We start from the raw sequence: 20,625 nt of genomic DNA, 5'->3' as shown, positions 1-20,625 counted from the left end.
GAGGGAATCGCAAGCAGAAATAGTCTACAAGCTTGTTGGTTACTTTCAAATTTGAACAACCTACTCAGTTGAGGCAATTTATGTCTTGTACAGTTGGCCGATCGTACATAGTAAAGCCTGGAAATACGCCTTCTAAGATAGCTCAAGAACAATTGGGTGATGCTAATCGTTGGCGTGAAATTAAAAAACCAGATGGCAGCTCATTGACAGACCATGATGCTAGCAATTTGCCAGTAGGTCAGGAACTCTGCATTCCTAACGGGTCTGTCACTTTGCCAGGAGGTAATGGTTTCGCAAGTATTATATCTTCTGAAACTTATGAAGCCATGTTCCCCAACCGTAACGCTTTGTACGCTTATGACAGTCTGGTGACGGCAACTCAGAAGTACCCGCAGTTTTGCAATGAGGGTTCAGATGAGCAACGCAAACAGGAGGCAGCCGCGTTCCTAGCAAATATTGCCCATGAGACGACGGGAGGTTGGGACGCTGCTCCTGGTGGACGTTTTGCTTGGGGTCTGCACTTTATCGAAGAGCAAAATCCCACAAGTCAATACTGTGACGCATCGAATACCACCTATCCTTGTGCGTCTGGTCGCTCCTATCACGGTCGTGGGCCCATACAACTGTCGTGGAACTACAACTACGGTCAGATGGGCGAAGTCTTGGGCGCGGATTTGCTTAATAACCCTGACCTGGTTAAGTCAGATGGCGTCATCGCCTTCCAAACTGCTCTGTGGTTCTGGATGACCTCACAGCCACCCAAGCCTTCTTGTCACGCAGTAATGACTGGTGGTTGGACACCTTCTCCTGACGATGCCAGCAAGGGACGTGCACCTGGATTTGGCATGACTATCAACATCATCAATGGCGGTCTTGAATGTAGCATCCCTACTAATGACAAGGTTCGCGACAGGGTGGGTTTCTACGAGCGTTTTACCCAGATGTTGGGTGTAAACATGGGTGAGATCATCTTTTGCGAAAACATGGCGCACTACTAAAGATTCTGTTTCAAAAAGTTTTTGGCAAGTGTTCTAGATGCGTCGCACAACTTATCTGGAACCCTTGCACAAAATACATCTCATTGCAAGATGGAAGTATCACTATGTCTGAATTTCTTGGTGTAGCTTTTAGTCCGTATGTTGGCCCCGCGAATCAATTGTGGAACTCATACAGCCAGCAGGATATTGTTCGGATGCTGGAAATCATCGAACCGTATTTCAACAAGATAAGTACCTACAGTATGGGCTATGACGGATACCCGCCCACAACACTCTGGAATCAGGTCAATTCTAACTGTCATATTGTTGGTGCCGCAGCCCAGTTGAATCAACTTCGGGGTAAAATCGCCTTTGAAGTTAGTCAGGGAATTTATCAAAAGACTAACCAGCAACAGCAGATTGACATGGCGCTACAGCAGGCAGAAATCGATGCTGCTTTTGCTGCGGCATCCTTAGCGAACACTTCTTACCCAAACACGGTGACTTCTTTCGTTTTCACCAATGAATACGTCAGCGATGATGACAAAGTAAATGCAGTCACTCAGATGATTGTGACCAACAAGGAAAAAGCCCACAATTTCGGTATAAAAGTAGGTGTTCGCTCGAATACCTTTGGTGAAATTGCCAATACTAACAGCACCTATTACAACGAGCTAAAAGGACTTATTCAGAATTGCGATTTTATCCAATGCAATCTTTATCCACCTTCGCACTCTGTCACACCTCAAGATGGTGTGAATGCAGTAGGTCAGGCTTTTTATCAAATCAAAACAGCCGTTTCAGACGTTAATCCCCAATGCGAGGTGATGATTGGTGAAACTGGCTGGCCATCAGAGGGAGTTAGCTTTAACAACACAGATAACAATGTGGTAAATCTCCTTGCTTATTATGAAGCAATTGATAAGTGGGCATTTGAAAATCAGGTGATAACTTATTTCTTTGAAGCATTTGACGAACCTTGGAAAAGTAATAAGTTACAATTTTCTGCGGAAGGACACTATGGACTTTGGTATCTCAATGACCAAGGGGATCACCAGCAGAAGGTTTAACTGAATTACTGCTTCCGTCAAGTGATGTAAAGTCGAAAACCACATATTGAAGAGGTCATTTCCATGAACGAACAATCGATTTTTCGCGTTGTAGAGATCACTAACGTTGAGCGCTCTAAAGCGGGTTTATCACCATTACAATTCAATCCTGTGTTAGGAGCAGTCGCACAAAAGCATAGTGTAGATATGGCATTAAATGACTTTTTCGATCACACTGGTTCAACTGGTTCTCAGATAGGTGATCGCATTAGCGCAGAAGGCTATAAATCATCATATTATGCCGAAAACATTTCTGCCGGGAGAGCCACGCCAGAGGAAGCAGTAACAGCATGGATGAATAGTGATGGACATCGTACTAATATTCTCAATCCTCAGTTCCAAGAAATTGGTGTTGGTTACTACTTCTTAGGCAACGATACCGGCGAAGTTAACTACACATACTACTGGACACAAGTTTTTGCCACACCACAATAACTTCGTGGGAAAAGCTTTTCAATCAGAAAGTTTAGCTTTTCCCCCCTAATTCCAGCCATTCATTTTTTGAAAAAGGGAACATTATGAAATTTTCATTCACCAATAACACTGGAGGAAAATACTCCTCCGAACAGATCTACTTTGTCATCATCGGCAAAAATTCTACTGGTCAATTTTGTCATGTAGACAAAGATGGTAATTTAGTCCCCTGCAATGATAGTGACAACGATGCGCCCGGTCATCTGACCAAAAATGAACAAAACTGGTGCAATTATTTGCATACAGTTAGTGAAATTTCCGAAATACAAGTTCCTAAGATCGATTCTGGTAGAGCATATATTAGTCTCGGATCGCCAACGTATCTGAAAATTGTCAACAATGGCGCTGGTTTTATGGGCCCAAATCCGGCTAATCCATCTGACCCCAATGCGGACGTTTATTTTGATTGGTTAGAATTTACCATTGATGATGCAGGTTTTCACGGTAATACGACTCAAGTAGATCAGTTTGGTTTCCCAATGACAATTGAGTTGACTGCATCAGATGGATTTTCAAACAAACTGGGAATAACTGAATCCAGAAGTGCCTTGTTCAATCAATACATAGCAAGTGTCCCAACCGAATTTCAATCTCTGGTTCAGGCACCATACAGAATTGTAGCCCCTTTTAAAGGTGGTTTCGCGAGTGGTCAAAATTACCAAAAATACTTCGATGGCTACATTGATGAAATGTGGAAATATTATGCGTCAAACGAATTGGTTTTTACTACGCATGAGGGAAGATTTACTGGAAAAATAGAAAACAGTATCTTTACGTTTACAAAGGATGGCGACCTCAATACAAAATATACGATCGACTATCCCAGCTCTGCGGAAGTTTTTGAGTGTGCGGGGGTATTTGCTAAAGGCAATGCCACTGAAAAGGTCATTCAATCTCAAGTTAGCGCTATGCTCAACAGGCACATATTGGGCAGTCCAGAGAATGGGTATACTCCAGAGGAGTATTATAAAAATTCCCCGGCTAATTACTATGCACAATTCTGGCACCTTCACAGCATAGATAACAAAGCTTATGGATTTCCCTTTGATGATGTCTGCGAGCAAAGTACCTTGCTTGAACATCATAATCCTGAAGAATTGAAGGTAACTATAAGCTGGGATTGAGTGAAGAAATTGGGGCGGTTATGAACAAAGATACACCAAATATTGAGGAATTGCGAGAAAGTTTTGCGAGAGTCTACGATGGTCCAGACCGATTGCAGCGAGAGTATGACTTAGTGTGCGAAGCAAAACGGTTGAATATGGAGATAGACATCTATCGCCGTTTATACGATCTCAGGTCAGAAGAACCTATCGATCCGTACCCTAAGACTAAGAATTGGTGGAACATACATACTACTTGGACTAAGTGGGCACTGCACTTACCTACCAAGAAAAAATTGGCTTTGCTCCGCAAGGGATCTGTGAAATTATTACAGAGTGGGATAGTAATAACTGTTGTAATTGGGTTGGGTCGCTATGTTTGGGAAGCACCAAAACGACAGAAGCAAGCACACTATCAAGCATGGACGGTTATTAATTCAGCGTTGGGTCAAAACGGTAGTGGAGGAAGAATTCAGGCTTTGCAAGACCTGAATAAAGATGGGGTTAGTTTACAAGGATTGAAAGCTCCAGGAGCAAATTTAGAGGGGATCGAACTGGAAAAAGCTCAACTCGGTGGAGCGATCCTCCAAGGTGCTTGGATAAACAAAGCCAACCTCAAAGGTTCTAACCTAAATGGGGCACGCTTCGAGGGTGCTAATCTTAGTCACACCGACCTGAGTGGAGCTTCATTACATGGAGCTCACCTTGAGGATGTTGACTTCAATGGAACTAACTTCAATGGAGCAAATCTCTATGAAGCTCATCTCAATCGAGCTAAAAACCTAGCTCCAGAGCAAGTCAAAACTGCTAAAAACTGGGAAACAGCCCACTATGACCAAGAGTTACGCGATCGACTCTAATTACCTTGAAAGCAGTTAATTGAGCAGCCATAGGAAGCGATCGCCCCCGTTCACTCTAAATCAATCCTGAAATTGCGGATAGCTAATACCTTTCATCCGTTCTTGAGAGAAGCGTTTGGCAGCCAGTAGTTTAGGGCGACACCTAGCCAAAAGTACAGGTTTTTACCCCGACCGAGGATTAGTTATAAACTAACTATTTGGCTAAGTGAAAACTAAACTAAAAGAGAGTATTTTTTTCAACAGGATTATCATAGGATAGAAGTTGTGCAGAGAAGAGAGAATTTCCAAGCTGAATTTGGAGGGTTAATGGGATTATTAAGAGACAGAAAATATGCTCAGGTTGGTTCAAATTTAATTGAGGTGAATTTATCGCCTATTTTGTTTAATCCTGACCTTCGAGTTCTTTTTTCAAAAGGCTTTTTTGAAGTTGAATTGCTAGTCAATAATTCATCTATCAAAAAAGAGAAGATTACTCTGGGAACTTACAAACTAAAAGGGGTAAGCACAGATTACTCTTCCAAGAAGAGCTTAATAGTTATTGTCACTGTTAATGTCAATCCATTAAAATGGAAAAGTTTTGAGTATAAATTAGAAGTAAATGGGCAGGAATATGATTTAATTGATTAGCAATACTTGCGAATTTTTAGTATTGTTTTTTATTGATGTTCGCTAACAGGAGCTATTTAATTTATGGCAAATAATAAGGGTTTTTCAGTTAAAAGACGCAAGTTTCTGACAATATCTGTTAGCGCTGGCATTGGCTTGGCAATTCCTTCTTTAATACATTCCTCCGAAGACAATCAAGCAGAAGCAGCTTCCTTCGTGTTTGGTGTAATAGGTGTGCTGGCAAGCAGTTTGCCTGTACTATCAGGCATCTGTAAGGTCTCTGAACGAATTCTCAAACAAAAACTAGAAGAAGTCAAACAGGAGTATGGAATTAAAGCAAGCAACAAGGGTTCAACAATAGCTATTAGACCTCTCCACAAACTAAGTTTTTATCTGGACACGGCAATGGTTTCAGATTCTTTTTTGGAGAGGTCTATTGAAAAAAAACTGTTACAGAAAAAAACAAATATAGCTAATGCTCCACCTTTTCAAGAATGGAGTCAAGCACAAGCTGAAGTTTATATCAATGGGTCGTTTGGTCAAAAAGTTAATCGATCGGCAAAACCTAAACTGAAACTTTGGGCGCTGAATGCGGACTATAAAGTAGGCGAGGAAATAGCATTTCAGAATAAAAAATACAGATGCAGACAGTCACATACGGTTCATGCAGACAACTGGATTCCACCGAATACTCCTGCCTTGTGGGAATCAATCCCTCTTGAATAGCATATCGCTAATCTTGTAGGTTGGGTTGACGTGAGAAAACCCAACCTCTACTTACACTATCGCTTAATCATTAAGGATGTGAACTATGAGTGATAATCAGCAGAAACAAGAAGCAACTGGTAGCCGTAACCAGATTATATTGGCAGTGATATCTGTCGTCGGTGTTCTTGGTGGGGCTATGTTTGCAAATTGGGATAAAATACACCCTTCCTCTTCTAAAACTCCGTTAACCAATTCGGATAAAGTAATCCCTTCCTCTTCTACAGATGTTCCAGCAGGAAACTATCTACTTACTTGTCCAAATAGGTCTGTAAAGGACGATATTTTGACGGCTAGTTGTTACAATGTGGAAAATAAATTGCAAGAAAGTAGTTTGGCAAACCCCAAGCGTTGTATATTTGGTATTGAGAACAGCAAGGGTACATTAGTATGCAGAGAAGATCGTTGATTTTGTAGATTGGGTTTCCTCACGTCAACCCAACATCTTCTTCAGTCCTAAACTGCGATCGCCAAAGTCCTAACCCAAGATTCTTATAAACAAAGCCCGATCGCCCTCCAAGACGCGATCGGGCGATCGGGCACAGTTAAGAAAGCAGCCGATATTATCGAACAGCTTGTATTGACTCGAAAGCCAGTCTTGGCTGAAAAATAGCCGCAGACTGTGGTAGGATTATGTGCTTTAACTGAAACCACAGCCCCTAGACAAACCATAAGTAAAGCAGTAGCCAGGATTTTCAACTGTTTGGGTATCACACTTAAGCAGTCCATATTCAGTCATTTTAGAGAAGTTTGAAATTGAGACGGTGTTGCTTGTGGGCGATTGCAACGAAAAAGGAAGCAGTCGATGCGATCGCAAAATTTCCAGCAACGGTTTCAGCAATTAATAACGTCCAGTGAAACCTCGGCGGTTGCTATAATTCCAAATAATCAAATCAGGATTAAGCGTGTCACCAGCAAACTCTCAACAACAAACGCCTCTATTAGATGCCTTGCGCGATCGCACAAATCATCCGCACGCCCCATTTTATGCCCCCGGACACAAAGGCGGACAAGGAATCTCTCAACCCCTAATTGACTTATTCGGTGCAGCAGTATTTCGATCGGATTTGCCGGAATTGCCGGAGTTAGACAATCTCTTTAACCCAGAAAGTGCAATTGCCGAAGCTCAATACTTGGCCGCCGAAGCATTTGGATCTCAATCAACTCGGTTTTTGGCTAACGGTTCGACTTGCGGAATTATCGCCGCCATCTTAGCAACTTGCGGCCCCGGCGATAAAATTATCCTACCTCGAAATATCCACTCCTCGGCAATTTCTGGTTTAATTTTATCGGGTGCAATTCCAATTTTTGTCAATCCAGAGTACAACCCGGATTGGGATATTGCCAACAGCATCACCCCAGAAGCCACAGCCTCCGCATTAGAACAACATCCCGACGCCAAAGCAGTAATGATAGTTTACCCAACCTATCACGGCGTCTGCGGAGATTTGCGGGCGATCGCCCAAATTACCCATCAATACAACATACCGTTATTAGTAGACGAAGCTCACGGCGCGCACTTTAACTTTCATCCCAACTTGCCAGAACCGGCACTATCAGCCGGCGCCGATTTAACAGTACAATCCATCCACAAAACCCTGGGTGCAATGACACAAGCATCGATGCTGCACGTCAAGGGCGATCGCATAGATATCCAAAAATTAAATAAAGCATTGCAGTTAGTACAATCCACCAGTCCGAGTTACTTATTATTAGCATCCCTAGACGCCGCCCGCCAACAAATGGCACTCCACGGCAAAGAGTTAATGGCGCAAACTTTACAGCTAGCAGAAAAAGCGCGATCGCGCATCAGTCAAATTCCCGGCTTATCAGTTTTAGAACCGTTAAACACTCCGGGTTTTGCAGCATTAGACCGAACCAGGCTAACAGTCAAAGTATCAGATTTAGGAATCACAGGATTTGCCGCCGATGAAATTCTGCACTCTCAACTCGGCGTCACAGCAGAACTTCCCATGCCCCAACATTTAACATTTATTATCAGCTTGGGAAATACACAATCAGATATTGACAATTTAGTTAAAGCTTGTACTCTTTTAGAAGCCACATCTGACACGATAGTCAATAAGCCTTTTATGGGCGGGCAAGATGCCCACCCCACAAAAAAGTTGACTCTTCGCTTCACAGGCATCTTGCCTGTGATTAAAAGTGGAACGGGCATCTTGCCCGTTCTTGAGAATCGTGCAATATCTCAGTTAAAAGGAAGAAGTCAGAAAGAAGACGAGATTCTCTCCTTCCCCCGATTTTCCCCTCCCCCACTCTCCCCGCGCGAGGCATTCTTTTTCCCAGCGGAAACAGTACCTGCAGACAAAGCAGTCGATCGCCTGTGCGCCGAACTCATCTGTCCCTACCCCCCAGGAATACCAGTCCTGATGCCCGGTGAAATCATTACCCCAGCAGCCGTTGACTACCTGCAACAAATCCTGGCAGCCGGCGGAAAAATCACAGGTTGCAGCGATCCCGGCCTCCAAACTCTCAAGGTTGTGCGACAGTAAATACTAAGGCTTGGGGGAAATTGGGAGAATTTCTACTTCTTCGGCGAGTTCCCACTTCGGTCTTGCTTCAATCAAAAATCAAAAATCAAAAATATAACTATGCTTTGGCCCTACGTCACTCCAGGCATCCCGGATGACTTATTTGAACGTTTACCGGGAATTCCCATGAGTAAGCGAGAAGTCAGACTGCTGTTAATCTCCCACCTGCGGCTGCAAGCAGATTCAGTCGTGTGGGACATCGGTGCAGGTACTGGTACGATCGCCGTAGAAACAGGTTTGCTGTGTCCCAAAGGTCGGATTATCGCCGTCGAAAGGGACGAAGAAGTAGCAAGCTTGATTCGGAGAAATTGCGATCGATTCGAGCTCAACAACGTAGAAGTCATAGAAGGCAGTGCCCCGGAATGCCTGGAAAACCTGCCCCAACCCCCCCACCGAGTCTGCATCGAAGGAGGTCGCCCCATTAAAGCCATTCTCCAAGAAGTCTGGCGGTACTTGCAACCCCACGGTAGAGTTGTCGCCACCGCCTCGAATTTAGAAAATCTTTACGCCGTTTCCGAAGGGTTCGCCGAGTTGCAAGTCCGCAACATCGAAGTAGTCCAGTCCGCCGTCAACCGCTTGGAGACTCGCGGCCTGAGTCAAACCTTTGCCGCCGTCAATCCCATATTTATTCTCAGCGGCGAAAAGCTGGATTAGAAGTTAGTTGACAGTTGACAGTTGACAGTTAACTTTAACCTGGTTCCTCGGCAGATCCTGGGAATACATACCCAATGCCCTGCGCGGGCCAATGCCCTATGCCCATTCCTAAATGTAATTCTTAATCTTTTTTAAGTTCACTTAACCTTCATACTTAGAATAAGGGCGACCCTAGCTGGATTGACCGCCTGACTTGAGATATTGGATAACGGATCGGGGATGGGGGTTTGCTGTGCAAGGGATCGACTCGTGCTCTAGAAAAATCCAAAATCTCAAATCCAAAATCCAAAATCCAAAATCCAAAATCGAATTACCCGCCGCCGTCTGCAAGAGAAATTCATTTATGCCTTGGTCTCGTATCCTCAGTGGAATAGTTGCGATCGCCCTTGCTTTGGGAATGATTGTTATGGGGGGATGGTACTTCACCGTCGGCTTTGGAGTCATCGTCTACCTAGGCCAGTTGGAATATTTTCAATTAGCCAGGGCTAAAGGCATTGCGCCCGCTGCCAAAACTACCTTAGCCGTCAGTCAAGGGCTGTTAATTACTGCCGCCCTAGCACCGGAACTCGTAGATGCTATGTTCCCTCTAGCGGGAACCTTAATCTGTTTCTACCTGTTATTCCAACCTAAATTATCGACGATCGCCGATATTGCCTCCTCAGTTTTAGGATTGTTCTACGGCGGTTATTTGCCCAGCTATTGGGTACGCCTGCGAGTCGGCCTCGACCCAGCCAATCTTGCTACAACCCAACTTTCGCAAGCAGTAGCAAGCAATTTGCCGGTTAACATTTACCCGTCCCCGTCTTGGACAAATTCCAGCCACATATCTTTAGGATTGACTTCGCTGCTGCTGGCTTTCTTTTGCATCTGGGCCGCTGACATTGGGGCTTATTTTGTCGGCAAATTCTTCGGCCGCACTAGCCTGTCCCACATCAGCCCCAAAAAGACCGTTGAAGGTGCCGTATTTGGAGTTTGCGGCAGCATGGCCGTGGCAGTCGCTGGGTCTTGGTATTTACACTGGCCGGGGTGGCCGTATACTGGGGCTGCTTTTGGTCTGTTGATTGGGGTTGCTAGCCTGTTGGGAGATTTAACTGAGTCGATGATGAAGCGAGACGCCGGCGTTAAGGATTCGGGACAGTTGATCCCCGGTCACGGCGGCATTCTCGATCGCACCGACAGTTATGTTTTTACCGCGCCTTTAGTCTACTATTTTGTCACTTTACTGTTGCCCGCGATCGACTCTTTTTTAATTAATCGGTAATTGGGAATGGGGAATTGGCCCGCGCAGGCCAAACAGGCCAAACAGGCCAAACAGGCCAAACAGGGAATTGAGAATTGGGAATTGGGAATTGGCCCGCGCAGGGAATTGGCCCGCGCAGGGAATTGGGTATGTATTCCCAGGATCTGCCGAGGAACTAGGTTAAAGTCAACTGTCAACTGTCAACTATCAACTGTTAATTAACTAAGGCAAAACTCTAATTCCGCCCCGACAAACAATCTCCCCCGGACTCAAAATCAATTCTTCAATCTCAACTTCCGGTCCAAAATCAATTTTAAAACCATTGAAATCACTGCTCTTTAATTCTCCATCCATTTCGATTTCTGGTTCTTCAAACATCAATTCGCGACCGCTAGCCATCCGCAAACCCGTCTGCAATACCAAAGGAATTTGCCTACCGCCAGCGCGCAAAATTGTCGCCGAAAGCGTTAACAAACCCGCCTCAATAGCAATCTGCGAATTTTGCAACTTCAGCGACTGTTCCCTATCTGTCAGCGGCAGCATGGGCAGCAAAAATTCGCTCAAAGCATCAGCCAGCAAAGGCGCTTTCAGCGACGCATTCAAATCCGCTTGAGAGAGCCTCAAAACGCCTGTCACGGGAACGGATTCCAGGAGGCGCAGGGGTTGGCCTTTGAGAGCTTGACCGAGGTTGATGCGAATGCCGCAGCCCTCTATGGCAACTTCAGTTAGGTGTAGTCCTTTATACACAGCACCGCGAGCGGCAGCCGTGACTTTGGGGATAGCACCGCTGAAGATTTGTCGATCGCTTCCCTCTATTTTCACCTTCAAGTCGTCTACCTGCTGAACTTGCGATCGCAGCCACAACTGCACCGCCGGAGAGAGCACCGCGCTCGCGATCCGGCTGCCTTGACTCGGCGAAGGTCTCCCCGGCTCCTCGCCGAGATTAACAGTCTCACCAGAGCCAGCAGCGCCATCTTTATTGTCAAAATGAAGAGAGTTTCGATCGACAGTCATAAATAATTTCAAAATATAAACCTTAATATTCAAGCACAGAAATTTAACTAGAACTTGCGCATCCGGCCTCAAAAACCCCTTTGATTCACAGATATATTGCCGTAAACCTCATATTTTTATAAGAAACCGAGTTCATGAGCGCAACTCCTATTAACTCCAAAACCAAGCTGAAATCTCGCCTCAGCAACGCCAGAAGCAGAAAAATTCTCACCTTTTCCCCCCTTGGGATCTTTCCTGAGTTCCTGAGTTGTGCGATCCCGAGGAAAAATTCGCGATCGAGCGTATAAATTTAACCAGCTGTACGGGATTTATGGTAGTGTTGGTTTAGGGTTTGGTCAAACCCACACCTCTCAAACCAGCCGCACAGCAACGGTGCAAGCCTGTGCCTACCAGGAGTCTTTTCCTCGTAGTTTTTGCACAACATTCAGGGTCATGCCATCAGGACAATCTGCATCAAGCCGGGCGTGCTGTAATGATTGGTCAGCATTATAATTTATTCCCCACCAGGAATTGAGCATCAGTAGTAAGGTTAAGCAATTAACCGTATCGTGTTTCCTACCCCACCGCTCGCTCGTTGGGGGTTTCCACACTCCCGTCATGTCTGATGAAAGGCTGCAAAAAATCCTCGCCCAGTGGGGCATTGCCTCTCGCCGTCTTGCAGAACAGATGATTGTAGCTGGACGAGTCCGAGTTAATGGCAATATTGTTCATTTAGGACAAAAAGCGAATCCAGATCGCGATCTCATCCAAGTCGATGGAGTCCCGCTGAAACCAACGGATCGACCGGCAGAGGTCTATATGTTGCTCAACAAGCCGGCAGGCGTCGTTTCTACTTGCAGCGATCCCAACGCCAGATCGAAAGTTCTCGACCTGCTGCCGCCCAAACTGCGCTTTGGTCAAGGCATCCACCCCGTAGGACGCTTAGATGCAGATTCCACCGGCGCCCTCTTGCTCACCAATGATGGTAAGCTGACATTTTCTTTGACTCATCCACGTCACTCGATCGCCAAAACTTATCAGGTTTGGGTGAGCGGCGATCCCCCGGAACCCATACTGGAAGCGTGGCGTCAGGGCATAATCTTGTCAGGCAGAAAGACTTTGCCGGCGAAAGTTAAAGTTCTCGATCGCGCGCGAGACCAAACTCTGTTAGAAGTCATTCTATCAGAAGGCAGAAACCGACAGATTCGGCGAACTGCCGAACAGTTGGGATATCCCGTGGTGCGCCTGCACCGTACAGCCATCGGCCCGATTCAACTGCAGCGGCCCGGTTCGCCAATATTGCCACCAGGCTGCTGCCGACCCCTAGAAGATGCGGAAATTATTTATTTATGGAATCTAGTCAACCTAACATCAATAAGCGTGCCAGTAAATTCCCCGGAGCACAGCATATGACAAAGAATTTATTGTTTTTATTTTTCAAAACAACTAAGCAGAAACTGCACTCCCAAGAGCCAGAACCAGCTCAAAAGAAGCTAGCGGAAATAGGATCTCAACTCCGCCAGTACCGAGAACAGCAGTCGATTTGTTTGGACAAAGTAGCCGTGGTAACAATGATTCGGCGGAATCTGCTGCAAGCAATCGAGGACGGTCAACTCGACCAACTTCCCGAACCAGTCTACACTCAGGGTTTGATCAAGCGCTACGCTGAAGCAATGGGTTTGGACGGAAATCAGTTTGCCGACTTTTTCCCGATCGAACCGCCGCCCCGATCGAGAACGAAGCTATCCTGGCAAGATGGGCCTCAGTTGCGCCCGATGCACCTCTACCTCTTTTACACATTTCTAATTATCTGTTCGGTCAATGTCTTATCTCAGTTGATGAGCGGTTCTGTTACCGCAAAAAACGGTGCGGGAGCCGAAGAACTAGCGCTTGGGCAGCAAGAACAAGCCCGTTTAGCTGCTGAGGCATCGAGAGCCTCACAAAATCAGAAACCGGATAGTTACGAGACTGTCGAAGCAGTAAGAACAGGTCAAAGTTTAAATAAATCTGGCAATAAACCAGTGATGGTTAGCGTCACTTTTAAAGCAGAATCGTGGATGCAGGTTGAAGTCGATGGTAAAACAGAGTTTGAGGGAACTTTGCCGACCGGGACTGTTCGCACCTGGGGGGCTCAAAAGCAATTGGTAGTGGTAGCAGGTAACGCCGGCGGAGTAATGGTTGCCGTCAATAACGGACAAGCCGAACAACTCGGAGTTCCTGGAGTCGTCAAAGAAGTAGTTTTTAAAGCAGACGACCTCAAGCCTGCAACACCGCCCAAAAATGAAGGGTAAGTGTTAATTTGTAATTGTTAATGGGTAATCGGGAATAGGTAATGGCTGGCAGTCCACGGCTTTTAATTAGAATATCCGTCTTGATGGACTCATTACCAATTACGAATTACCCATTCTATCAAACCCGGTTGCATCGGAATAGTCAAATCCAGTCAACCGTCAACAATTCCCGACCGTACAACCGGAATCAAGAGAATTCATCTGCGTTAATCTGTGTTTATCTGCCCTCATCTGCGGTCAAAAAAGCTGAACCGCAGATGATAAGAGATTGACGCACATTTACGCCGATGAAAAGAATAGAGATAGGAATAATTTCGATGCTAACAGATTTGATATTACCCATTAACAATTACCAATTACCCACTACCAACTACCCCTTACCGACAATCAATTTTTATTGGGAGCGCGGCCGGAGATGTAAGTCATGGTTTTGAGGCGATCGCCCACTTCCCAATTCAAAGCTTCGGGCCGATACCGCCATCCCCAATTTCCTTCTGGTTTCCCCGGAAAATTCATCCGCGCGTCCGTACCCAAACCCAACAAATCTTGATACGGCACAATTGCCATATTAGCAATAGACATCCAACCCATGCGGATTAAAGACCAGTGAATTCCTTGGGGATCGATGCAGCCCAAATAACGTAAAACCTCATCTCTTTCGTAGTTTTGCAGTTGATTAAACCAGCCGACAGTCGTGTCGTTGTCGTGGGTGCCGGTGTAAACTACGCAGTTGCGATCGTAGTTGAAAGGCAAAAAAGGATCGCCAGGGCCCGCGCCGAAAGCAAACTGCAAAATCTTCATTCCTGGAAACTCGTATCGATCGCGCAAAGCTTCCACTTCAGGAGTAATTACTCCTAAATCTTCAGCAATAATCGGCAAGTTGCCAAACTTCTCGTTAATTAGATCCAACAAAGCTGTTCCCGGCGCTTTAATCCACTCTCCCTCGATCGCAGTTTCTTGTCCGCGCTTCACCGCCCAGTAAGCCTCAAACCCTCGAAAGTGGTCGATCCGAGTCACGTCTACATAAGCGAAAATCGCTTCAAAACGCTCCACCCACCACTCGAAATTATTTGCTTTCAACTTCTCCCAATTGTATACGGGGTTGCCCCACAATTGACCTGTATTGCTGAAGTAATCTGGGGGAACTCCTGCCATTAAAGCTGCTTCTCCGGTGGCTTCATCCAAGCAGAATGTTTCTGGATGAGACCACACATCCGCGCTGTCGTGAGCTACATAAATCGGAATGTCGCCAATAATTTTAATGTCCCGCAGGTTAGCATAGCGTTTCAACTCCGTCCACTGGCGAAAAAACTCAAACTGAACGTATTTGTAGTAATAAATCTCAGCATTTAGCTGCTGGCGCCACTTCTCTACCGACTCGGGTTTTCGACGGGCAATTTCTGGTTCCCAATTGTTCCAGCTAACACCGCCAAAGTTATCTTTTAGTGCCATAAATAAGGCGTAATCTTCCAGCCAATTCTCTTTGCTTTCGCAAAAAGCTGAGAATTCTTTTTGCTGGATAGGAGATGCTTTGGCTTGGAAGTTTTCGCAAGCTTTTTTGAGCAAAGGCACTTTCAGGGCGATCGCCCGATCGAAGTCTACATAATCCAGCGGAAATTCTGGCAAATTAGCGAAGTCTTCATCTGCGAGCAATTCCTCGTCCCGCAGCAGTTCTGGGTCGATCAGCAGCGGATTTCCCGCCATTGCTGAATAGCATGAATAAGGAGAATTGCCGTATCCTGTCGGGCCCAGCGGCAGTATCTGCCAGTATTGCTGGTCGCTCTCTACTAAAAAGTCAATAAAGCGATATGCTTCTATTCCCATGTCCCCAATGCCAAATCGACTGGGAAAGGATGTGGGGTGGAGTAGAATGCCGCTCGATCTGGGAAAAAGCATAATCTATCTAAAGATATAGGATTTAAACATTGACAATTTGACCGATATTCCCTATCACTTAAACTTCGCAGTTTTTAGGGCGATTGTCAGGGCAAATACTTTTGTGATTGTCTCATATTTTCTGCGGGAACGTGCTTGCCAAATATTTTTGAGGAAAACATCAAGATCCGAAGTTATGCGATCGCCCTGGTTTCGCAACTAGGTTTTTTTACTCAAGCTCCTCTGCTGCCACAAAGTATTTTGGTCGATCGCACCTGGTTTCTGGCTAAGTTTTGAAGATAACGTTTTTTTCGTTTTCGCCCTATCTCTCTGCAGTAGTAAATTGCCCGCCACAAATCAGCCATCGCTTAAGTAGAGCCAATGCACAAATCAGCCGGCTGTTTTTGTATCTCAAAAAACAGTCGGCTGCGGAATTACCTGAAAAGAGGCTGAGTTTAAGCTTGCTTGTTCAACAATTTCTGCACTTGTTTGAGAGCTATACTGCCGATGTTGTAAGCAGCCCAGCCGCCCGCCAACAAGACGGGCAGCAATACTATTAGTATGCGGAAGTCAAAATCCATGAGTTCTCCTCCTAAAGTTTTTTAACAAATTCTCATAATCTATTTGTATCTCATTTTGTCACCATTCTCCTGAGTCTTTAACCAAATATTGTCGGCTTTAAAAGTTCCTGGGTCACTAGCAGCCGGATACGCAGGAGGACATCGCTCCGCAAGATGAGAGCGAAAGCAAAACTCCTGGGCGGGAGCTCGGCATTCGCTGCACCAATTATCCCACAATCTGTTTCGCAATCCCTTCCACAACCTTAGTTAGAGGGTCGTTGGGGAAGTGCAGCGCAAACACTCCCTTGCTGGCGAGCAGCATCATCTGGTCGCTGTGGGGCAGTACCCCTGCCACTGGGATGTTGTAAATACTCTCTACTTGCTGCTTCAAATCCTCGAAATCAAGGGATTCTGGGGCTTTATTGATCGTCATCAAAATCTTGGGAACTTCTAATTTGCGGGCAACATCTACCGTGACAGCCGTTCCCTGAAAATCTTGCTGATCCGGACGCAGAATCAGCAGCAGGATGTCGGAAATAGTGATGCTGAGGAGGGTTTCTTCGTTGAGCCCCGGGTGCGTGTCTATAAATAGGTAGTCTAAGTTCAAAACCTCGATCAGTTCTTGAAAGCCGTCGGTAAGCAGTCCCACATCGTAGCCTTCCCGCAAAACTCGCGCTATCTCCCCTGCTTTAATGCTCGAAGGAATCAGGTAGAGGTTGCCGTTACTGGCTAATTTTGGCAACAGCGAACTCACATTGTAGGCCGTATCCGCGATCGGACACCGGCCCCACAGGTAATCGTTCAGGCAGCGATCCATGTTGCTCTCGCTGAAACCGAACAGCACGTGAATCCCCGGTGATTGAATGTCTGTGTCCACAATGGCGACCCGATTTCCGCCGCGAGCGAGAATAGATGCCAGGTTTGCTGTCGTGTTCGATTTGCCAGTTCCGCCCCGGTAAGAGTGGACAGAGATGATTTTGGACATGATCTGCGTATGAGCGTAAGAAACGGCGAGAACCCATTATGATGCAATTCTCGATGATGCAGTCGAGTTGTCTTTGACATCCTCACCGACTATCAGGTGCAGTGATTCCCGACAGGTCAAACAAACTGAGTTGAATGAACTCCGGGCGGGTTGACGCTTCAACGGATGCCGCTAACTTTGCGCTAGTCTTACGCTTCCTCTGCAATCCGTTTTGAGTCTCCGAATGCCCTCCGGCGACTTTAATATTTACCTCTGCATTGATATCGCGGTCGTGGCTCGATCCACAGAATAGACAAGTCCACTCACGAATAGATAGCTCCTTCTTGCCACCAATCTCGTTACAACACGAGAAACGCTGGCTGGTAGGTTCCCATCTACTAATGATGCGAAATTCACGCCCATACTTTTGGGCTTTTCCTTCTAGAAATGTTCTGAAATGTCGCCACCCTAAATCGCTGATTGCACGGGATAACTTACGGTTCTTGACCATGCCTGCGACATTTAAATCTTCCAGAATTACCGCTTGGTTTTCGTCGATTAATCTGGTTGATAACTTATGCAGAAAGTCTGTTCTTGTATCCTTAAGCTTGGCGTACAGTCTAGCTCTCCGTCGCTGTGCCTTCTCGTACCGCTTAGAGCCTCGCTGCTTTCTGGCTAGGTTTTTATCTAATCGCCTCACACGCTGAATACGCTTTTTCAGTGGCAGGAGTGCATCTACTTTTTCACCAGTGCTTAATGTGGCAAAGGTGGCTATGCCCAAATCAACGCCCACGCTGTTTTCAGTAGGTGGTAAAGTTTCTGGCCCAATCTCCACGACGAAGCTGACAAAATAGCGGTGGGCTGCGTCTCTAATCACTGTTACCGAGCTAAGCTCAGACGGGAGAGGACGCGACCAGACTACATCTAAGTTGCCTATCTTGGCAATATAGAGAGAATCATTTTGCAGCTTGAAACCAAAGGTAGTAAACCGTGCAGACTGTGCAGCCCGACGCTTCTTAAACCGTGGTGGCTTAACAGCTTTTCCCTTACGCTCTCCCTTACATGATTTAAAGAAGTTTTGGTACGCCTGTTCTAAATCATTGAGCGATTGTTGCAGAGGTACGTTAGAAACCTCCGTTAACCATTCTCTTTCTGCTACCTTTTTGGCTTGGGTTATAAATTGCTTCTGTAATGCAGCATTGCTCGGTTTCTTACCTCCTGCCCGATATTCAGCATTGCAGTGAGCCAGTGCATCATTCCACACCACACGCACACACCCGAACAGTTTAGCGAGTGCCAACTGCTGCGAGGGTGTGGGGTAGACGCGAAAACGATAACGTGCTTTCATCATAGTATAGTATCCTATTACGGACGCGAATGGCAAGACAAAACACTTTTAAAGTAAGGCTTACAGATGAGGAACTAGGCTGGCTCCAAGCTTATGCCGAGAGCAAACAAATAACTACCGCTGAAGTAGTGAGACAATATATCCAAAAACTCAAACCAAAAGAAAAGTCGCCCTGAAGTGCGAGGCTTGTATCCCATTATTTCCGGTCATTCTTCCTTGCCCCCCAAATCCTCCTTATCTGTTAAACTATCAATTTTTTCATCTTTTATCATCTTTTGGGCGCCCCTGCGCTCCCGCATCTGTTTGGCTTTGGCTTGCAAATCGCTGAACTCGTCATCGGGTTTGGTTTCCGCTGAACTAGCACCGCCGCCGACATCGGACGCGCCCGTTTTTGAGCTGTTTTCCGATTCAGTTGCGGCGGCGCGCTGCTTTTGCTGTGTGGCTTTTTCTTGCAACTGATTTAAATATTCGTCTGTCTGACTTTCGGCCTTGGGAAGCTCTGCGCTACTAGGAGTTATTTCTTGGGGATCGGAAGGTGCTTTTTCAGAGCTTTCTTTTTTGCTAATCCTCAGTTTATCTTTCTTTTGCTGCAATTCTTTAAAGAAATCCGATTCTGTGATTTCTGCGACTTGCTGTTCTTTTTTGGCTTGGTCTATTTCGATTTTGAAGACTTGTTTTACTCGATCGCTAATTGCTTTCCCGTATCCGGCTTTATTAAATCTGTCTGCTGATACAATGCTACCGCCAGTTAAGATTAATGCTAAGGCTGGCGCTGCCACAGGCACCCACCCTCCCAACAGAAAAATCCCAAAGCCGATCGCGCAGCATCCGGACAGTATTGCCCCGAATGTCAGCGCCAAGCGCACAGGGTGAGCCATCCGCGATGCCAAGGTTCCTCCCAAAATTGACCATCCCGAAATCCACAGGATTTCTGCCCATTCCGGCCAAAACCAAAACATCGGTCTGTTGTCTAAAACTGCACTCAAAATTTGGCTGACTACTTGTCCGTGTGCCACGATCCCCGGCATGAATTGGTTGCTTTGCTTTCGCGCACTGTAAGGAGTATAAAATAAATCTTTAACGGTTTCTGTGGTATAACCGATGAGCACTATTTTATCTTTAACTAAATTAGGGTCAACTTTCCCTTCTAAAACGTCCGTAATTCTGACTTGATTTGCCACCTGCTGTCTCGAACGATAATTAATTAGTATTTGATATCCTCTGGCATCGGCATTTCTGTATCCTCCGTCATTGCTTTCTAATTTTTTTAAGTTGGTTTTTCCCAGCCATAAAGACTGATCTGCTGCCAGTTTGGGAGAGATTTTTTGTCCTTGCAGGTAGCGGAGTGCTAGCTGGAGGTTGAATGAAAATAAAACTTGAGAACTGTCATTGCAAAGATGTTTTTGAACCGAGGAATTGCCTTTAATTGTTGGCGGTTTCATAAATAATAAAGCCCTGCGGAGTATGCCACCCGGATCGACTCCGAAATCAGCAAATCCCACTCGGTTTTCTGGCATTCCCGGCGGAGGCGGAGAACCGGGATTGTCGGGGCTTCCGTCGGTGACTAAACATACTCCAATAATTCGATCGTTTTTTTGTAAAACTTTAGTTAATTCCTGGCGGCCGTCTCCTAAAGGTACGTCTCGCAGTACATCTAAACCGATGACAGCAGGCTGCATTTTTTCCAGTTTTTGTAATATTTCAGCTATTTTGCGATCGGATATCGGCCACTGATTCAGTTTCTGAATGTCTGCTTCGGTAATCCCCACTACTAGCAAGCGCGAGTCTGGCTTTTCGTCGGAACGCCACCTCAGCATTTGATCGTAAGCGCTTAATTCTACTGGTTCGAGTATTCCTAGTTGTCTGGCCCCCATCAAGGACAATGTTACTGCCGCGCTGGCAATTAATACAGACCTAGCAAATGCTAGTGATGGTTTATACATTTGACTCAATTGAGCCGTTGCCGATCGAATTTTGTTAGATATTTTACTCATTATCCCAGCATAAAAGTTTGATTTGTTTCTGGAACAGCAGTTGTTTCGCCTTTGCCGCCTGCCGGAGACTTCATCCATCTTAGAACACCGAGAAACTCCGACCGCTTTGTAACAAAATTTTACAGTTGGCCGCGCTCAACTGTATGCAATTATACTCGCGACCTAGGGAACCTGATTTTTCGGACGGAGAATCCACTTGCCGATCGAATTGATTAATGTTATTGATGATATGTCAAGGTTCAAATTGTGTATCTGTGCCT

At 45.8% G+C, this 20,625-nt stretch carries 22 protein-coding genes; 15 read left to right on the top strand and 7 right to left on the bottom strand.

Annotation, left to right across the window (positions count from 1 at the left end):
- The first annotated feature begins 80 nt into the window (after window positions 1-80).
- The 8 genes from QUA80_RS07930 to QUA80_RS07895 all read left to right on the top strand — a co-directional run bounded on the left by QUA80_RS07930 (window position 81) and on the right by QUA80_RS07895 (window position 6,303).
- Complete coding sequence (locus QUA80_RS07930; RefSeq protein ID WP_333422998.1) at window positions 81-998, top strand: glycoside hydrolase family 19 protein; 918 nt, start codon at window positions 81-83, stop codon at window positions 996-998.
- Window positions 999-1,102: 104 nt separating this feature from the next.
- Window positions 1,103-2,047: a glycosyl hydrolase family 17 protein gene (locus QUA80_RS07925; RefSeq protein WP_333422996.1), complete on the top strand. Its 945-nt coding sequence runs from the start codon at window positions 1,103-1,105 to the stop codon at window positions 2,045-2,047.
- 63 nt (window positions 2,048-2,110) lie between these two features.
- Window positions 2,111-2,521 (top strand): CAP domain-containing protein, encoded by a 411-nt coding sequence (locus tag QUA80_RS07920; protein ID WP_333422994.1) that lies wholly within the window; start codon window positions 2,111-2,113, stop codon window positions 2,519-2,521.
- 83 nt (window positions 2,522-2,604) lie between these two features.
- Window positions 2,605-3,684, top strand: a complete 1,080-nt coding sequence (locus tag QUA80_RS07915) for a glycoside hydrolase family 64 protein (protein ID WP_333422992.1) — start codon at window positions 2,605-2,607, stop codon at window positions 3,682-3,684.
- Between the two features lie 20 nt (window positions 3,685-3,704).
- Window positions 3,705-4,523: a pentapeptide repeat-containing protein gene (locus QUA80_RS07910; RefSeq protein WP_333422990.1), complete on the top strand. Its 819-nt coding sequence runs from the start codon at window positions 3,705-3,707 to the stop codon at window positions 4,521-4,523.
- 264 nt (window positions 4,524-4,787) lie between these two features.
- On the top strand, window positions 4,788-5,150 hold the full coding sequence (locus QUA80_RS07905; RefSeq protein WP_333422988.1) for a hypothetical protein: 363 nt from the start codon (window positions 4,788-4,790) through the stop codon (window positions 5,148-5,150).
- A 63-nt stretch (window positions 5,151-5,213) separates the two neighbouring features.
- Window positions 5,214-5,855, top strand: a complete 642-nt coding sequence (locus QUA80_RS07900) for a carbohydrate-binding protein (protein WP_333422987.1) — start codon at window positions 5,214-5,216, stop codon at window positions 5,853-5,855.
- Window positions 5,856-5,940: 85 nt separating this feature from the next.
- On the top strand, window positions 5,941-6,303 hold the full coding sequence (locus QUA80_RS07895) for a hypothetical protein (RefSeq protein WP_333422985.1): 363 nt from the start codon (window positions 5,941-5,943) through the stop codon (window positions 6,301-6,303).
- 83 nt (window positions 6,304-6,386) lie between these two features.
- Here the strand turns inward: QUA80_RS07895 and QUA80_RS07890 are convergent, their stop codons facing one another.
- Window positions 6,387-6,623 (bottom strand): hypothetical protein, encoded by a 237-nt coding sequence (locus QUA80_RS07890; RefSeq protein ID WP_333422983.1) that lies wholly within the window; start codon window positions 6,621-6,623, stop codon window positions 6,387-6,389.
- A gap of 176 nt (window positions 6,624-6,799) precedes the next feature.
- On the opposite strand from QUA80_RS07890, the gene QUA80_RS07885 reads away from it, so the two are divergent.
- From QUA80_RS07885 to QUA80_RS07875, 3 genes are all read left to right on the top strand, one after another.
- A complete protein-coding gene (locus tag QUA80_RS07885; protein WP_333422981.1) occupies window positions 6,800-8,407 on the top strand; it encodes an aminotransferase class I/II-fold pyridoxal phosphate-dependent enzyme in 1,608 nt (535 codons plus the stop codon).
- Window positions 8,408-8,506: 99 nt separating this feature from the next.
- Window positions 8,507-9,100, top strand: a complete 594-nt coding sequence (gene cbiT, locus QUA80_RS07880) for a precorrin-6Y C5,15-methyltransferase subunit CbiT (RefSeq protein ID WP_015174540.1) — start codon at window positions 8,507-8,509, stop codon at window positions 9,098-9,100.
- 343 nt (window positions 9,101-9,443) lie between these two features.
- Window positions 9,444-10,361 carry a phosphatidate cytidylyltransferase gene (locus QUA80_RS07875; protein WP_333422978.1) on the top strand — a complete coding sequence of 306 codons (918 nt, stop codon included), beginning with the start codon at window positions 9,444-9,446 and terminating at the stop codon, window positions 10,359-10,361.
- A 201-nt stretch (window positions 10,362-10,562) separates the two neighbouring features.
- On the opposite strand, the gene QUA80_RS07870 is transcribed toward QUA80_RS07875, so the two are convergent.
- On the bottom strand, window positions 10,563-11,354 hold the full coding sequence (locus tag QUA80_RS07870; RefSeq protein WP_333422976.1) for a DUF2993 domain-containing protein: 792 nt from the start codon (window positions 11,352-11,354) through the stop codon (window positions 10,563-10,565).
- A 597-nt stretch (window positions 11,355-11,951) separates the two neighbouring features.
- Between QUA80_RS07870 and QUA80_RS07865 the strand changes: the two genes are divergently transcribed.
- Both QUA80_RS07865 and QUA80_RS07860 read left to right on the top strand, forming a co-directional pair.
- Window positions 11,952-12,746, top strand: a complete 795-nt coding sequence (locus QUA80_RS07865; protein WP_333422974.1) for a pseudouridine synthase — start codon at window positions 11,952-11,954, stop codon at window positions 12,744-12,746.
- A complete protein-coding gene (locus QUA80_RS07860) occupies window positions 12,743-13,624 on the top strand; it encodes a RodZ domain-containing protein (protein ID WP_333422971.1) in 882 nt (293 codons plus the stop codon). Before QUA80_RS07865 ends, QUA80_RS07860 begins: the two co-directional genes overlap by 4 nt.
- A 387-nt stretch (window positions 13,625-14,011) precedes the next feature.
- On the opposite strand, the gene malQ is transcribed toward QUA80_RS07860, so the two are convergent.
- Complete coding sequence (gene malQ / locus QUA80_RS07855) at window positions 14,012-15,520, bottom strand: 4-alpha-glucanotransferase (RefSeq protein WP_333422969.1); 1,509 nt, start codon at window positions 15,518-15,520, stop codon at window positions 14,012-14,014.
- A 135-nt stretch (window positions 15,521-15,655) separates the two neighbouring features.
- Between malQ and QUA80_RS07850 the strand changes: the two genes are divergently transcribed.
- Complete coding sequence (locus QUA80_RS07850; RefSeq protein ID WP_333422967.1) at window positions 15,656-15,796, top strand: hypothetical protein; 141 nt, start codon at window positions 15,656-15,658, stop codon at window positions 15,794-15,796.
- 158 nt (window positions 15,797-15,954) lie between these two features.
- On the opposite strand, the gene QUA80_RS07845 is transcribed toward QUA80_RS07850, so the two are convergent.
- The 3 genes from QUA80_RS07845 to QUA80_RS07835 form a co-directional block, all read right to left on the bottom strand.
- Window positions 15,955-16,080: a photosystem II protein Y gene (locus QUA80_RS07845; protein ID WP_333422965.1), complete on the bottom strand. Its 126-nt coding sequence runs from the start codon at window positions 16,078-16,080 to the stop codon at window positions 15,955-15,957.
- Window positions 16,081-16,285: 205 nt separating this feature from the next.
- Window positions 16,286-17,044: a MinD/ParA family protein gene (locus QUA80_RS07840; protein WP_333422963.1), complete on the bottom strand. Its 759-nt coding sequence runs from the start codon at window positions 17,042-17,044 to the stop codon at window positions 16,286-16,288.
- A gap of 82 nt (window positions 17,045-17,126) precedes the next feature.
- Entirely contained in the window at window positions 17,127-18,371 is a 1,245-nt protein-coding gene (locus QUA80_RS07835) for an RNA-guided endonuclease InsQ/TnpB family protein (protein WP_445302219.1), read from the bottom strand.
- 29 nt (window positions 18,372-18,400) lie between these two features.
- Between QUA80_RS07835 and QUA80_RS07830 the strand changes: the two genes are divergently transcribed.
- Window positions 18,401-18,547: a CopG domain-containing protein DNA-binding domain-containing protein gene (locus tag QUA80_RS07830; protein ID WP_015174531.1), complete on the top strand. Its 147-nt coding sequence runs from the start codon at window positions 18,401-18,403 to the stop codon at window positions 18,545-18,547.
- A 30-nt stretch (window positions 18,548-18,577) separates the two neighbouring features.
- Here QUA80_RS07830 and QUA80_RS07825 read toward each other — a convergent pair whose 3' ends face one another.
- Window positions 18,578-20,365, bottom strand: coding sequence for a CHASE2 domain-containing protein (locus QUA80_RS07825; RefSeq protein WP_333422959.1), 1,788 nt, complete (start codon window positions 20,363-20,365; stop codon window positions 18,578-18,580).
- Window positions 20,366-20,625: the final 260 nt, after the last annotated feature.

This window comes from Microcoleus sp. F4-D5, from assembly GCF_036704885.1.
Lineage (GTDB): Bacteria > Cyanobacteriota > Cyanobacteriia > Cyanobacteriales > Microcoleaceae > Microcoleus.
Note: the sequence above shows the minus strand (reverse complement) of the source record. Positions and strands in the feature narration are given on the sequence as shown.

Bases quoted from the DNA above. Each gene is read 5' to 3' on its own strand.
- QUA80_RS07930 (WP_333422998.1), top strand. From the start codon at position 81: ATGTCTTGTACAGTTGGCCGATCGTACATAGTAAAGCCTGGAAATACG.
- QUA80_RS07925 (WP_333422996.1), top strand. From the start codon at position 1,103: ATGTCTGAATTTCTTGGTGTAGCTTTTAGTCCGTATGTTGGCCCCGCG.
- QUA80_RS07920 (WP_333422994.1), top strand. From the start codon at position 2,111: ATGAACGAACAATCGATTTTTCGCGTTGTAGAGATCACTAACGTTGAG.
- QUA80_RS07915 (WP_333422992.1), top strand. From the start codon at position 2,605: ATGAAATTTTCATTCACCAATAACACTGGAGGAAAATACTCCTCCGAA.
- QUA80_RS07910 (WP_333422990.1), top strand. From the start codon at position 3,705: ATGAACAAAGATACACCAAATATTGAGGAATTGCGAGAAAGTTTTGCG.
- QUA80_RS07900 (WP_333422987.1), top strand. From the start codon at position 5,214: ATGGCAAATAATAAGGGTTTTTCAGTTAAAAGACGCAAGTTTCTGACA.
- QUA80_RS07895 (WP_333422985.1), top strand. From the start codon at position 5,941: ATGAGTGATAATCAGCAGAAACAAGAAGCAACTGGTAGCCGTAACCAG.
- QUA80_RS07890 (WP_333422983.1), bottom strand. From the start codon at position 6,623: ATGGACTGCTTAAGTGTGATACCCAAACAGTTGAAAATCCTGGCTACT.
- cbiT (WP_015174540.1), top strand. From the start codon at position 8,507: ATGCTTTGGCCCTACGTCACTCCAGGCATCCCGGATGACTTATTTGAA.
- QUA80_RS07875 (WP_333422978.1), top strand. From the start codon at position 9,444: ATGCCTTGGTCTCGTATCCTCAGTGGAATAGTTGCGATCGCCCTTGCT.
- QUA80_RS07870 (WP_333422976.1), bottom strand. From the start codon at position 11,354: ATGACTGTCGATCGAAACTCTCTTCATTTTGACAATAAAGATGGCGCT.
- QUA80_RS07865 (WP_333422974.1), top strand. From the start codon at position 11,952: ATGTCTGATGAAAGGCTGCAAAAAATCCTCGCCCAGTGGGGCATTGCC.
- QUA80_RS07860 (WP_333422971.1), top strand. From the start codon at position 12,743: ATGACAAAGAATTTATTGTTTTTATTTTTCAAAACAACTAAGCAGAAA.
- malQ (WP_333422969.1), bottom strand. From the start codon at position 15,520: ATGCTTTTTCCCAGATCGAGCGGCATTCTACTCCACCCCACATCCTTT.
- QUA80_RS07845 (WP_333422965.1), bottom strand. From the start codon at position 16,080: ATGGATTTTGACTTCCGCATACTAATAGTATTGCTGCCCGTCTTGTTG.
- QUA80_RS07840 (WP_333422963.1), bottom strand. From the start codon at position 17,044: ATGTCCAAAATCATCTCTGTCCACTCTTACCGGGGCGGAACTGGCAAA.
- QUA80_RS07835 (WP_445302219.1), bottom strand. From the start codon at position 18,371: ATGAAAGCACGTTATCGTTTTCGCGTCTACCCCACACCCTCGCAGCAG.
- QUA80_RS07830 (WP_015174531.1), top strand. From the start codon at position 18,401: ATGGCAAGACAAAACACTTTTAAAGTAAGGCTTACAGATGAGGAACTA.
- QUA80_RS07825 (WP_333422959.1), bottom strand. From the start codon at position 20,365: ATGAGTAAAATATCTAACAAAATTCGATCGGCAACGGCTCAATTGAGT.